Source organism: Aminobacter sp. J44, from assembly GCF_007829415.1.
GTDB lineage: Bacteria > Pseudomonadota > Alphaproteobacteria > Rhizobiales > Rhizobiaceae > Aerobium.
Genome location: NZ_VLJG01000015.1, coordinates 45,255 through 58,583, shown reverse-complemented (window position 1 = coordinate 58,583; position 13,329 = coordinate 45,255). Strand labels below are relative to the sequence as shown.

Genomic DNA, 13,329 nt, shown 5'->3' with positions numbered 1-13,329 from the left:
CATGCATCCCGCCTACTCGATCATCTTTTTCACCACGTCTTCGGGGCTTGGCTATGGCCTCGCCGCAATGCTCGGCCTTGGCCTGCTCGATCCATTGTCCGCATGGGTGAAGTTCGCACATCTGCTGGCGCTCGCGCTCATTGCCGGCGGCTTGCTCTCCTCGACCTTCCATCTAGGTAACCCGCAGCGCGCCTGGCGTGCGCTGTCGCAATGGCGCTCCAGCTGTCTGTCGCGCGAGGGCGTGCTGGCGATCCTTACTTTCGTACCGCTCGCCATTTCGGCCTGGTTTGCGGTGTTCGAGAGCACGCACCTGCCGCTGATTGGCCTCCTTGGCACTGCTGGCGCGATCGCGACTGTCTACTGCACGTCGATGATCTACGCCTCGCTGCGCTCGATACAGGCGTGGAACACGCCGCTGACGCCGGCCTGCTATCTCCTGTTCGCTGGAGCAGGAGGAAGCCTTCTGGCTGCCTTCATTGCTGCCTGTGCAGGTCAGACGAGCTGGCACCTTGAGTTGATTGCCTTCCTCCTGCTGGCCGCTGCTTGGGCGGCCAAGATCCAGTGGCGTAAGCGGCTCTCCGTGGCGCCCCTTTCCACACCCGAGTCGGCGACGGGCCTTGGTCATCTCGGCAAGGTGCGGCTATTCGAGCGCCCGCACACCAATGAGAACTACCTGACTCGAGAGATGGGTTTCCGTGTCGCCCGCAAGCATGCCGAGAAGCTGTTCAGGATAGCGCTCGTGGCGGGCGGCGGCGTGCCGGCCGTGCTGCTGCTCTTGTCACTGTTGTTGGGGCAGGGCGCCGCGGCAGTCATCCTGGCGCTTGCCGTGCTGTCGCATGCGCTGGGCGTGCTGGTGGAACGCTGGCTGTTCTTCGCCGAGGCACGGCACGCCGTGATGAACTACTACGGCGGCTAGGGCCTACTTGATTTCCCAGCGCTTGTGGAACCACATCCACTGGCCGGGATCTTCGCGCACCCACTGTTCGACCACGTCATTAAGAAGCTGAGTTGTCGCGGCGACGTCGATGACGCCCTTCTCGTTGCGCGGCAGTTCAAGCTTTTCCTGAAGCTCCAGCCGGAAGCGATTGCCGGGGAGGCGGATAGAGCGCGCCGGATAGACGTCGCAGTCGTACTGGCGGGCAAGCTTGCCGATCAGCGGGCTCGCCATGCATTCGCGGCCGAAGAAGGTCGTACGCAAGCCGCGCGTAAACTTCTGGTCGACCAGCGCGCCGATATTACCGTCGGCTTCCAGCACGCGAGCGAGCGTGAACGCTGCACCGGTGCGCGAGGCAACCATGTCGCCCATGTGCGTCGAGCGGGTCGAGAACAGGTACTTTGCGATGTAGGGGTTGTTCGGCGCGCGGAACAGCACCGAGATCGGCRGGTCGTACGCGGCTGCCGCGATCGGCAACAGCTCGAAATTGCCCATGTGAGCAGTGAAGACGATGTGCGGCCGGTCGCTTTCCTCGCGGATGCGGAGAAAAATTTCGTCGCCGATGACCTCGACGCGACCCGGCTTTTCCTGGCCCGGCACGTAGTCGAACAACTGGTCGATGAAGATGTACTCGCCGAAAAGGCGGGCCATGTGGCCCCACATTTCGAGCGCGAGCGCCTCGACCTCAGCTTCGGTCTTTTCCGGATAGGCTTTGCGGATATTGTCGAGCGTGATCTGGTGGCGCTTGGTGAGCGGCCCGATGCGCTTCGCAACCCTTTCGGCGAAGGCAAGCGCCTTTTCCGGCGGCAGCAGGCGCAGCATGTAGAGCACGCTGCGCGCCAGCTGCGCGATCAGCCAGTACTGGGCAGTCTTCAGGCCCCGCAGGGTACGCGCAATGATGGGCCGCAGGAGCGGCGCGAGGCCGCCCGACATCAGGCGACCCGCAGGATGATCTTGCCGAACACGTCGCGGCCTTCCATGCGCTCAAGCGCACGGCCGATCTCGTCGAACGTGACTTCGGTGTCGATGACCGGGCTGACGAGGCCGCGGGCCATTTTTTGCATGGCGTCAGCCATGTTTTCCATGCGACAGCCGAACGAACCCAGCAGCTTGAGCTGCTGCTGGAACAGCTGCATCAGGTTGATCTGGGTCGATACGCCGGAGGTTGAGCCGCAGGTCACGAGGCGGCCGCCGCGCTTGAGCGAGAGCATCGATCCCGCCCAGGTGTCGGCACCGACATGCTCGAAGACGACGTCGACGCCCTTCTTCTTCGTCAGCTTGCGGACGACGCCCTCGAAGCGGTCCTCGCGGTAATTGATGACGTGGTCGGCGCCGAGCGCCTTCGCCTTCTCGATCTTGTCGTTGGAGCCGACGGTGGTAATGACCGTGCAGCCCATGCGCTTGGCGAGCTGGATCGCGGCCGAGCCGATACCAGAGCCGCCGGCATGGATGAGGATCGTCTCGCCGGGCTCGAGCTTGGCGTTGTCGAACAGCATGTGCTCGACGGTGCCGAAGGTGACGGGAGCAACGGCGGCGCCGATCTCGTCCACTCCCGGAGGAGCGACGACCAGCAGGCGGGCAGGCAGGTTCACCAACTCCTGCGCAAATCCGTCGAGGTGGAAGCCGTGTACCCCCCCTACATGCTCGCAGAGATTGTCGCGCTTCTCGCGGCAAGCACGGCAGTGGCCGCAGGTGCGCGCGCCGTAGATCGACACCAGCTGGCCGGGCAGGAGGTTGGCGACGCCGTCACCAATTGCCTCGATCACGCCTGACGCCTCGGCACCCACAACCAGCGGCATCTTGCGCTTGGCAAATGCCATGCCCCGCCAGCCCCACACGTCAATGTGGTTGAGCGCCACCGCCTTGATCCGCACAGTGACTTCGCCGCGTGCCGGCGGCGGGGGTGGGGGCAGGTCAACGGCTTCGAGACGCCGGTCCTCTACGAGTTGCAATGCGCGCATGTTCTTTCGTCCTCAAGCAGCTCCGCCGACGCCGAACAGGTCAGCATCCGGAATTGCGATGATCAAGGCAGGAGGCGACGGCGCCTCTAATGGGGCGCGATCGCTCCAGCCGGGTGATTGCAAGGGCCTAGCCGGGTTCGCGTGCCATGACAAGGCACGCGTTCTGGCCGCCGAAGCCGAAGGAGTTCGACAGCACCGTGCGAACCGCGGCCTCGCGCTTCACATTTGGCACGACGTCGAGCTCTATGGCCGGGTCCGGATTATCGTAGTTGATGGTCGGCGGGACGACGCCGTTCTGCATCGTCAGCACGGAGAACACCGCCTCGACGGCGCCCGCAGCCGACAGCGTGTGGCCGATCATCGACTTGTTCGACGAGATCGGCAGTCTCTTCATCCGCTCGCCGAACACGGTCGACAGCGACAGATGCTCCATCTTGTCGTTTTCCGGCGTCGAGGTGCCGTGGGCGTTGATGTAATCGATGTCGTCGGCCGAAATTCCGGCATCGGCAAGCGCCGCATTGACCGTAGCGATCGCCGGCGAGGCATCGGGCTTTGAGCGCGTGCGGTGGAAGTCATCCGCCTTTTCGCCGCAGCCGGCCATGATGCCAAGGACCTTTGCCCCACGGGCGAGCGCGCTTTCGAGCGACTCGAGCACCAGAGCAGCCGAGCCTTCCGCCAGCACGAAGCCGTCGCGGTCCTTGGAGAACGGCTTCGATGCCTTCTCGGGGAACTCGTTCTGGGTGGATAGGGCAGACAGCAGCGAGAAGCGGATCAGCGCCTCGGCGGTCGCCGAGCCATCGGCGCCGATGGACAGCGCCCGGTCAGCTTCGCCACGGCGGATCGCCTCGACGCCGAGCTGGATCGCGGTGGCGCCCGATGCGCAAGCGGTCGAAAGCGTGATCGGCAGGCCGCGCGCGCCAAAACGGTCGGAGAGGCGGTCAGCGATCGCGCCGAACTGGGTGCTCTCGAAGGTTTCACTGCGCAGCTGCTCGCGCGCTACGGCCAAGAGCCGCTCGTAGGGTGGCAGATCGTGGTTGGCGCTGTCATAGAGCGAGAAGCGGTCGCGCCAGTCGAGCTCGACGGGAGGCGAGGCCAGGAAAAGCGGGCCGCCGAAATCATGGGTCGAGAGGCCCGAGCCGGAGATGGCTTCCAGCGCCGACAGTTCCGCGAGCTCGTAGGTAAGGGCGCTGGCGCCCTTGTTGCTCGACGGCAGGAAGTCGACGGTACCGCAGATCGTCGTGTTGAGGTGGTCCGTCGGGAAGCGCGTGATCGGGTGGATGCCCGAACGCCCCGCGGTCAGCGCAGCCCAGTTATCCTCAACGCCCTGTCCGAGCGACGTGACGACGCCGATGCCGGTGATGGCAACGATAGGGCGGCCGAGGTGGTCGGTGGTCTTGGTCATCGGCCGTCTCCTAAGCCGCGACGACGAGGGCAGCGCCCTCGAAACGATGATGTCCAATGGCGGTGGCAAGCGCAGCCTTCGGCGCGCCGTCAAGTTCCGCCTCGTTCTCAGCGTCGAATGCCGGATACGACGCGCCGTTCTTTACCGCGAGAGCGGCAAGGGCGACCGCGAAGGGGAACTGCGCTTCGCGCAGATGTCCGGTAAGCGAAGAGAAGCCGCGAAGCGCGAAATTGCCGGCGGACTGCAAGGCCCGGCGCTCGGCGCCGGTCGCGACATGCGCTCCGGATGCACCGGAAACCGCCAGCATCTTTTCTGCCGGCAGGTCGAAGCCGCGGACAAGGCCAGAAATCGCCTCGTCGAGGTTGCCCTCGGAACGGCGGGCGCGGCCCGATGCGACGTCCTTGATGACGGCGTAGATCTTTGCGCTGCGCGCTTCGGCATGCGCGCGCGATTCCAGAACCAGGAATGCAGCGCCCGAGCCGGAAATCACACCCCCGCCGTCGTTGCTCGCACGCGACCACACAGGCTTCCATCGCTTACGGTGCAGGAAGGCACCCAGCTCATACGTCAGCAGCATGTCGGGATGCTCGGTCTGGAAGGCACCACCGACGAGGGCGTGCGTCGACTGCCCGGCACGGATGCGCGCCGCAGCTGTCTCGACGGCCGCAACGCCTGCACCTTCCTCGCCCATGAAGGTGCGGGAAGAACCCGTCACTTTGTGGACGATGGAGATGTTGCCAGCGAGCAGGTTGGAAAGCTGCGCAAGAAACAGTGTCGGGCGAAGCTCCGTGGTGAGCTTCTCGTTGAGCAGGACCTCGCGGTCGTTGCGCTTGAGCCCGGCGTCGAGGATGCTCTGGTCGACCGCTTCGTCGCGTTCGCCGCCGCCTGCCGCCACGATCATGTCCATGGTCGTGACGAGAGCGTCGTCGCCCTTCATCCCGGCATCGTCCAGCGCAAGGCCAGCCGTGTAGGTGCCAAGGCGCTGCCAGGTTTCCATCTGGCGCTGGTCGCCACGCTTGGGGATCTGCTGGCCCCAGTCGATCGGCGGCAGCGGATGGATGGTGTAGGGCGCAAAGCGCTCAGCATCGATCCGGGGAGCCTGGCCCGGCGTCGAAAGTACCTGCCAATGGCTGTCTGCCCCTTCGCCAAGGGACGACACCAGCCCGATGCCGGTGATGACGACGTCGCGCTCGCTCATGCCGGACTCTTCTGTCTTTAATGCGTTATCAGGCGTTCTTCGCCGCGACCAGCGCGTCGATTTTGGCGCAGAGGTTCTCCATGACGAAGTACTCCTCGGTGGAAGCCTTGCCGTCATTCACTTCCTGCGTCCACTTCTCGAGCGGGATCTTGATGCCGAACTCCTTGTCGATCGCGAACACGATGTCGAGGAAGTCCAGGCTGTCGATGCCGAGATCGTCAATGGTGTGGCTCTTCGGCGTGATCGTCTCGCGATCAATCTCGCTGGTCTCGGCGATGATGTCGGCGACCTTGTCGAATGTCGATGTCACTGTGCTTCCCTCTGACAACCGGGGCTGATCATATTACTATCGCGGCTGTCTAATCCGTTTTCTATGGCAGGGAAAGGGCAGCGGGGCAAAAATGCCGCCTTCTCCGCCGCGTCCGCCAGATGCGGTAGCCCGCGCAACTAGTTGAAAACGATCCGCCCGATCGCCTTCAGGCTGTCGCCCTCGGGTGCGACAATGACCGCTTCCGCCTCCCGAGGCTTCACGCCCGTCCAGGCCGCGACGTTTTCCCGGTGCGTGACCAAGACGAGGTTTCCGGAGCCGGAATAGTTCCGAATCATGTCGAGCACGATCTGGTGGCCTTTCTCAGCGAGTTCTGGTTCGCGTTCGACCGAGTCGAGCGCCGGCAGCTCCTCTACGAGGCCCGGTCCGAAGGCAATCTTCGCCGTGTCCAGCGTGCGGCAGTAGCGGCTTGCATAAACCTTCTCTACCGGCTCGGCGCGCGCGGCGATCAGCGCCCCGAGCTTCCGGGCCTGCTGGCGGCCGCGCTCGGAAAGATTGCGCTGGGTGTGGCAGTTGCCAAGCTCGAAATTGGCAGGGTCGCCAGTGCCTGGCGCATTGGCGTGAACCAGCAGCACGACCTGCCCGCCCTCGCGAAGAAGCGCCCAGCCAGCTTCGGTAGCCTCTGCCGGCGCAACCGCCGCAATCAACAAGCTAATGAGGAGAACTGCTGTTCGACGCATTCAGAATCCCGTTTCCTGGGTCATATAGGGAAGGGATCGCGCAGCGAAAGGCAAGCAAGCATTACAAACCGCCGTGAACCGGCCTGCTTGCAGGCGCGGAGTGATTAGGTTACGCGCAGGTCATGTTCGAGCTGGGCGAGACGATCGCGTTCGTTTTTGGGGTTGTGGCGCTCGGCTACATTGCCGGCTGGACCGGACTGGTGCGATCTGCGAGCGGCGATGCGCTGACCGAGTTTGCCGTTGCTGTGGCGTTGCCCGCGCTTCTCTTCCGGACCATGGTGCAGATCGACCTGCATGGGGCCACACCCTGGCGGCTATGGCTCGCCTATTTTTCGGTGATACCTTGCGTCTGGACTGCCGGGCACCTCATAATCACCGGCTTGTTCGGCCGGGAGCGGCCCGCTGGTGTCGTCGGCGGCGTTGCCTCATCCTTCTCCAACATGCTTCTGCTCGGCTTTCCGCTACTGACCAGCGTCTACGGCCAGCCGGGGCTCGACGTCCTGTCGCTGCTGATCTCCATCCACCTGCCGGTGATGCTGGCTGCATCGATCGTCACTTTCGAATGGGCGCGAAGCGGGCAGGGCGGCTCCATATCGCCAGCGAGGATAGCGAAGGACTTCTTCGGGAAGCTGTTCTCCAATCCGCTGATCATTGGCATCCTCTGTGGCCTCGCCTGGAGAGTGACAGGCTGGCCGGTGCCGTCGCTCGCAATGCGTTTCATTGACGCCTTTGCTGGCATTGCAGGGATCATCGCGCTGTTCGCGATGGGGCTCGGGCTGCGCAAGTACGGCATCGGCGGCAATGTGAAGCCGGCAATCGTGCTGGCGCTGCTGAAGTTGTTTCTCATGCCAGCGCTGGCGCTGGTCTCGGCCTATCTTGCCGGGCTGCCAGTAGTCGCCGCGCAGGTGGTTGTCGTGGTTGCGGCGATGCCTACCGGGGTGAACCCCTATCTGATCGCCTCGCGGTTCGGCACCGGGCAGATGCTTGCGTCCAATACGATGACGATCTCGACGGCGGGCGCAGTCGTAACCACCGTGTTCTGGCTGGCGGTGGCACAAGCGGTTTTTACCTGATCCGCCTTGGCTTGCGCGCAGCAGACCCTATTCTACGGTTCAATTCACCGACATCCCGACGGCGCGACGCGCCGCAATTCAGGAGGAATTCATGCTTCAGAAAACGAGCCACTTCATGCGCCAGGCGAACCTGATCGACGGCGAATGGGTGCAGGCCGATTCTGGCGCTACCATCGACGTGATCAATCCGGCGACCGGCCTCAAGCTCGGGACCGTGCCGAAGGCTGGCCGCGCGGAAACCCGCCGCGCGATCGAGGCTGCCGAGCGCGCGTTCCAGACGTTCAAAAAGACGTCGGCCCTGGAGCGCTCGAAGCTGCTACGCAAGCTGCACGACGCCATCATGGACAATCAGGATGCGCTGGCGGAACTGCTCACCATGGAGCAGGGCAAGTCGCTGACCGAGGCCAAGGGCGAGATCGGCTCGTCGGCTGCCTATGTGCTGTGGTTCGCCGAGGAAGCGCGTCGGGCCTATGGCGACGTGGTGCCGAGCCCTTGGGCTGACCGTCGCATCCTCGTTACCCGTGAGCCGGTCGGCGTCATCGCCGCCATCACGCCGTGGAATTTCCCGTCGTCGATGCTGTCGCGCAAGATTGCTCCGGCAATCGCGGCTGGCTGCACGGCGGTGGTGAAGCCGGCCTCGCAGACACCGTATTCCGGCCTTGCCTGGGGCGCGCTGTGCGAGGAAGTCGGCATCCCGAAGGGGGGGATCAACATCGTTACCGGCTCGGCCGGTGAGATCGGCGACGAGCTTTGCGAGAACCCGATCGTCAAGAAGATCACCTTCACCGGTTCGACCGAGGTCGGCAAGCTCCTGATCGCCAAGTCCGCCTCGACCGTGAAGAAGGTATCGATGGAGCTTGGCGGCAATGCGCCGTTCATTGTCTTCGACGATGCTGATCTCGACCGCGCGGTCGAGGGCGCCATCGTTGCCAAGTACCGCAACTCCGGCCAGACCTGCGTCTGTACCAACCGCTTCTTCGTCCAGGCGGGCATCTATGACGAGTTCGTCGAGCGCCTTGCTGCTGCGTCGAACAAGCTCAAGGTCGGCCCGGGCCTGGAGGAAGGCGTGCAGCAGGGACCGTTGATCGATGAGCGCGCGGTCGAGAAAGTCGAGGAACTGATCGCCGACGCCAAGGCCAAGGGCGGCAAGATCGTTGCGGGCGGCAACCGCCACGAGCTGGGCGGATCGTTCTTCCAGCCGACGGTGATCGCGAACGCAACCCCCGAGATGAATTTCATGAAGGACGAGATCTTCGGCCCGGTGGCCCCGGTCTTCAAGTTCGAGACCGAAGAGGAAGCGATCAGCCTCGCCAACGACACTGAATTCGGCCTTGCCTGCTATTTCTACACCGGCGACCTCGGCCGCGCCTTCCGCGTCATGGAAGGCCTGAAGTACGGCATGGTCGGAGTCAACGAAGGCCTCATCACCACACCGGAGGCACCGTTCGGCGGCGTCAAGGAATCGGGCCTTGGTCGCGAGGGCGGTCATCAGGGCATCGATGACTATCTCGACACCAAGTATGTCTGCATCGGCGGCCTTGGGCTCTGACATGCAGCGCGAAGCGTTCGGCATTACCCTTGAAGGCGAGGTTGTCGAGCGCATCACTATTGAGGGAGGCGGGCTGACTGCCCGCTTCCTCACCTACGGCGCGACCCTGCAGGATCTGCGCCTTGCGGGACATGATGCGCCGCTGGTGCTCGGCTTCGAGAAGCTCGAGCACTACGTTTCGCAGACCTACTATTTCGGCGCGACCGTCGGGCGCTATGCCAACCGCATTGCGGGCGGCAGTTTCCGCCTCGACGGCCAGCTTTACCAGACCGACCGAAACGACGGCCCGAACACGCTGCATGGTGGCTCGAAGGGCCTCGACCGCCGCGTCTGGCAGGTGGCCGACCTTGGGAAGGATTTTCTCACCCTGAAGATTGCCGACCCGTCCGGCACGATGGGCTTTCCGGGCAGCGTAGAGATATCCTGCACATTCTCGCTGAAGAAGGGCGGCAAGCTTGCGATCGAAATGAAGGCGAAGACCGACCGGGCAACGCTCGTCAATCTCGCGCACCACTCCTACTTCAATCTTGATGATGGCGGAGAGGGCAGCATCCTCGACCATCGGCTCAGCATTGCGGCGATGGCGTATACGCCGACCGACACGGCGTGCATCCCGACAGGCGAGGTGCTGCCGGTTGCCGGGACCGATTCCGATTTCCTGCTGCCGCGAGCAATCCGTCTACGCGAGGAAAACCGTGTCGCTTACGACCATAATTTTTGCGTTTCTTCCGCTCGCGGATCGCTGCGGCGCGTGGCGTGGGCGCAAGGCAGCAAATCTGGCGTCGAGATGGAGGTGTGGTCGACGGAGCCCGGCCTGCAGTTCTTCGCCGGGCAGTTTCCGGATGTCGAGGTTCCGGGGCTGGGCGGCATGCATTACCGCACCCATGCCGGCTTCTGTTTGGAACCGCAGATATGGCCCGACTCGCCGAACCGGCCTTACTTCCCGCAGGCTGTGCTGCGCCCCGGCGAAGTCTATCGCCAGCTCACCGAATATCGCTTCCGTGGTCCGGACGAGGCCTGATCAGCCGGCGAAGGCCGCGCGCAGGGTCTCGAACGGCGCCAGGGCACCGCGCACCTGGACGACGGCGGCGGCCACGCGGTGGCCGTGCCGGGCTGCCTCGACAGGATCTTTTCCCTGCAGCCGGGCGGCGAGATAGCCGCCGTTAAACGAGTCGCCCGCACCGGTGGTGTCGACCGGGTTGATGACGTGCTGCGCAGCGACTGTCTGGCGCGTACCGTCGGCAACGACCAGCGCCGGCTCCTCGCCGTTCTTGACGACGATTTCCTTCACGCCGAGCGACGCGAGGCGGTTTGCCGTCGCTTCAAGGTTTGCATCACCGAACAGCGCCTGCTCGTCCGGGAAGGTCGGCAGGCAGATGTCGGCGAGCTTGCTTGCAGTCGAGATCGCCTCACGGGCCTCTTCGAGCGAGGGCCACAGGCGCGGGCGGTAGTTTGGGTCGAAGGCGACCAGGCTGCCGGCGGCGCGAGCGCCCGTGATCGCGGCGAAGAGGTTTTCCCGCGCGCCGGGCTCAAGAATTGCGAGCGTGATTCCGGAAAAGTAGATAAGTGCCTTGTTCTCAAGGCTTTTCTTCAAAAGTCCCGGTTCGTCGGCCAGCTTGCGGGCGGCGGAATCGGCGCGCCAGTAGGTGAAGGAGCGCTCGGCACCCGTCAGCGTGATGGCATAGAGGCCGGGCCGCGCGCCGGGAATGCGCGGGCTGGCTGCCGTGCCGATGCCGTTCTGCGCAAAAAAGTCGAGCTGCTGCTGTGAGAAGGGGTCGTCGCCGAAAGCGCTAACGTAGTCTGTCGCCTGTTCTTCGGGGAGCAGCGCCCGCAGAGCCCACATGACGTTGAACGTGTCGCCGGCGTGGTTCAGCTTCCAGTCGCCGGTGCCGGTCCCCGACAGTTCCAGCATGCATTCGCCGATCGACGCCGTACCCTTCATTTTGTCTTTCCTTGACTGGTTCGCGTGCTTGTCTACACCGCATTGGATATGAGGCAAAGGGTGCTGCACGCTTCCGGAGGGGGACGATGAAGAGGTGGATCGCAGGTCTGGTGGTCGTTGCCGCGCTGGCCGCTGCGGCCGTGTTCGGCATGCGGATGATGGCGCAGCCGCCAGAAGAGCTCGACCTTGCGAGGGATAAGCCCTCCGCGAACCAACTCTACCGAGTCTCGATCCAGCCGGAACTCGATCCGCCGGCGATCGGTACGCTGCACAATTGGATCGTCACCGTGCTGCTGTCGGACGGCGAACCGGTCGTGGACGCGAAGATTTCCGTCGCTGGCGGCATGCCGCAGCATGGCCACGGCCTGCCAACGGCGCCACAGGTAACCAAGCAGCTCGGTGAGGGGCGTTATATAGTTGAGGGTGTACGCTTCAACATGGGCGGCTGGTGGGAACTGAAATTCACGATCGACGCGTCCGCCGGCAGCGACAACGTGACGTTCAACCTGACCTTCTGACGCTCACACATGTCGAAGCGGTTCCTCCTTGTCGTCCTCGCCGCCGGGCTGCTCTCCGCGTGCTCGCGCGAGCCATTCTCGGAGGAGGAAATGCAGGCCATCGCGCAGTTGCGTCTTTCCCAACTTGCGCCGCTAAAGCCCGATCCGAGCAACCGCTTTGCCGACGATCCGGCTGCCGCGGCGCTGGGCGAGGCACTTTTCTTCGACACGAGGCTGTCGCGCGATGGCACGGTCGCTTGCGCCACCTGCCACCTGCCGGACCGGCAGTTCCAGGACGATCTGCCTCGTGGGCACGGCATTGGCGTCAGCGACCGCCGCACCATGCCGCTCGCGGGCGTCGCGCATGGCCAGTGGTTCTTCTGGGACGGACGGAGCGACAGCCCGTGGGCGCAGGCGCTGACGCCGATCGAGGATCCGCGTGAGCATGGCTTTACCCGCGCTGCCGTGGCTGCCGTGATCGCGGAGGCGTATCGCGAGCAGTATGAAGCCGTCTTTGGTCCGGTGCCGGATGTCGAGGTGCACGGGGCCTCGCCGCTCGGCAATGAGGAAGAACAGGCGGCCTGGAAGGCGCTTGGGCCGGAAGAACAGGAGGCGGTCAACATCGTCTTCGCCAATGCCGGCAAGGCGCTGGCTGCGTTCCAGCGCACTATCGCCCATGAGGAAACCCGCTTCGATCGCTACGCGGAAGCGATCGTCAGCGGGCGGGAACCTGCCGCCGGGGATGCCTTTAACTCGCTCGAGATCGAAGGACTGAAGCTGTTCATCGGCAAGGCGGGCTGCATCAACTGCCACAACGGCCCGCGCTTCACCGACGATTTTTTCCATAACACGGGGGTGCTTACCCCGGAGGGGCTGCCGGTCAATCGCGGACGGATCGATGCGATAGACGAGGTACTGGCCGACCCTTTCAACTGCTTAGGCAAATACAGCGACGCCTCACCTGACGACTGCCGCGAGCTGCGCTTCATCGCCCGGGATGATGCGGCGCTCGTTGGCGCCTTTAAGACGCCGTCGCTGCGTGGGGCCGCCAGCCGCGCGCCGTACATGCACGCCGGACAGTTTTCGACTCTTGGCGAGGTCATCGACCACTACTCGACGGCGCCGGCCGCGCCCGTTGGGACCAGCGAGATCGGACCGGTCGCCTTTACCGACCGGGGCAGGGCGGCACTAATCGCCTTTCTCAAGACGCTCGACTGAGCCGCTAGTGATCCTTCACCGTCTCCATCGCGACATAGGTCGACGTTTGCGCCACATGCGGCAGCGCCGAGATCCGCTCGCCAAGGACGCGGCGGTAGGCGGCGATGTCCTTGGTGCGCACCTTGAGCAGGTAGTCGAAGCTCGACGCAATCATGTGGCATTGCTCGACTTCGGGAATCGTCAGCACCGCCTTGTTGAACGCATCGAGCGCTGCCGAGCGCGTGTCTGACAGCTTCACCTGCACGAAGGCGACGTGGCCCTCGCCCATCCGCTCGCGGTCGACGATTGCCGCATAGCCGCGAATGTAGCCCTCGCGCTCGAGTCGCTTCACGCGCGCCTGTACTGGAGTCTTTGACAATCCCACCTTCGCGCCGAGCTCGGCCGCGGAAAGCCGGCCGTTTGCAGAAAGTGCGGCCAGGATGTTGCGGTCGATACGATCCAACTGGTCTTCAGCCATGGGAATACCTGGTTCACGTGCCCATCTATTGGTGATCTGAATAGATCGATCGACCTGCGGTGTCGAGCTGAACAGGAAAGCCGATGCGCA

14 protein-coding genes are annotated in these 13,329 nt (G+C 64.1%); 6 read left to right on the top strand and 8 right to left on the bottom strand.

Annotation, left to right across the window (positions count from 1 at the left end):
• Position 1 precedes the first annotated feature (1 nt).
• Positions 2-916: a DmsC/YnfH family molybdoenzyme membrane anchor subunit gene (locus L610_RS07915; protein WP_144704070.1), complete on the top strand. Its 915-nt coding sequence runs from the start codon at positions 2-4 to the stop codon at positions 914-916.
• A 3-nt stretch (positions 917-919) separates the two neighbouring features.
• On the opposite strand, the gene L610_RS07910 is transcribed toward L610_RS07915, so the two are convergent.
• The 6 genes from L610_RS07910 to L610_RS07885 form a co-directional block, all read right to left on the bottom strand.
• Entirely contained in the window at positions 920-1,867 is a 948-nt protein-coding gene (locus L610_RS07910; RefSeq protein ID WP_144704067.1) for a lipid A biosynthesis lauroyl acyltransferase, read from the bottom strand.
• Positions 1,867-2,895 carry a zinc-binding dehydrogenase gene (locus tag L610_RS07905; protein ID WP_144704064.1) on the bottom strand — a complete coding sequence of 343 codons (1,029 nt, stop codon included), beginning with the start codon at positions 2,893-2,895 and terminating at the stop codon, positions 1,867-1,869. The genes L610_RS07910 and L610_RS07905 overlap by 1 nt, the downstream gene beginning before the upstream one ends.
• A 127-nt stretch (positions 2,896-3,022) precedes the next feature.
• Positions 3,023-4,297, bottom strand: coding sequence for a beta-ketoacyl-ACP synthase (locus L610_RS07900; RefSeq protein WP_144704061.1), 1,275 nt, complete (start codon positions 4,295-4,297; stop codon positions 3,023-3,025).
• Positions 4,298-4,307: 10 nt separating this feature from the next.
• The gene (locus L610_RS07895; protein WP_144704054.1) at positions 4,308-5,495 is read right to left on the bottom strand and encodes a beta-ketoacyl-ACP synthase; all 1,188 of its coding nucleotides are present in this window, start codon (positions 5,493-5,495) and stop codon (positions 4,308-4,310) included.
• A gap of 28 nt (positions 5,496-5,523) precedes the next feature.
• The gene (locus L610_RS07890; protein WP_024846982.1) at positions 5,524-5,805 is read right to left on the bottom strand and encodes an acyl carrier protein; all 282 of its coding nucleotides are present in this window, start codon (positions 5,803-5,805) and stop codon (positions 5,524-5,526) included.
• A gap of 137 nt (positions 5,806-5,942) precedes the next feature.
• Positions 5,943-6,503: a histidine phosphatase family protein gene (locus L610_RS07885; RefSeq protein ID WP_144704051.1), complete on the bottom strand. Its 561-nt coding sequence runs from the start codon at positions 6,501-6,503 to the stop codon at positions 5,943-5,945.
• A gap of 122 nt (positions 6,504-6,625) precedes the next feature.
• On the opposite strand from L610_RS07885, the gene L610_RS07880 reads away from it, so the two are divergent.
• From L610_RS07880 to L610_RS07870, 3 genes are all read left to right on the top strand, one after another.
• Positions 6,626-7,576: an AEC family transporter gene (locus L610_RS07880; RefSeq protein WP_144704048.1), complete on the top strand. Its 951-nt coding sequence runs from the start codon at positions 6,626-6,628 to the stop codon at positions 7,574-7,576.
• A 91-nt stretch (positions 7,577-7,667) separates the two neighbouring features.
• Positions 7,668-9,125, top strand: coding sequence for an NAD-dependent succinate-semialdehyde dehydrogenase (locus tag L610_RS07875; protein ID WP_144704045.1), 1,458 nt, complete (start codon positions 7,668-7,670; stop codon positions 9,123-9,125).
• Position 9,126: 1 nt separating this feature from the next.
• Positions 9,127-10,146 carry an aldose epimerase family protein gene (locus L610_RS07870; RefSeq protein WP_144704042.1) on the top strand — a complete coding sequence of 340 codons (1,020 nt, stop codon included), beginning with the start codon at positions 9,127-9,129 and terminating at the stop codon, positions 10,144-10,146.
• Here the strand turns inward: L610_RS07870 and L610_RS07865 are convergent, their stop codons facing one another.
• On the bottom strand, positions 10,147-11,067 hold the full coding sequence (locus L610_RS07865) for a sugar kinase (protein ID WP_144704039.1): 921 nt from the start codon (positions 11,065-11,067) through the stop codon (positions 10,147-10,149). It lies immediately after the preceding gene.
• A gap of 86 nt (positions 11,068-11,153) precedes the next feature.
• Between L610_RS07865 and L610_RS07860 the strand changes: the two genes are divergently transcribed.
• Complete coding sequence (locus L610_RS07860) at positions 11,154-11,585, top strand: FixH family protein (RefSeq protein ID WP_144704036.1); 432 nt, start codon at positions 11,154-11,156, stop codon at positions 11,583-11,585.
• A 9-nt stretch (positions 11,586-11,594) separates the two neighbouring features.
• Positions 11,595-12,782, top strand: a complete 1,188-nt coding sequence (locus tag L610_RS07855; RefSeq protein WP_144704033.1) for a cytochrome-c peroxidase — start codon at positions 11,595-11,597, stop codon at positions 12,780-12,782.
• A gap of 4 nt (positions 12,783-12,786) precedes the next feature.
• Here the strand turns inward: L610_RS07855 and L610_RS07850 are convergent, their stop codons facing one another.
• Complete coding sequence (locus L610_RS07850) at positions 12,787-13,239, bottom strand: Lrp/AsnC family transcriptional regulator (RefSeq protein ID WP_034329277.1); 453 nt, start codon at positions 13,237-13,239, stop codon at positions 12,787-12,789.
• Between the last annotated feature and the right edge of the window lie 90 nt (positions 13,240-13,329).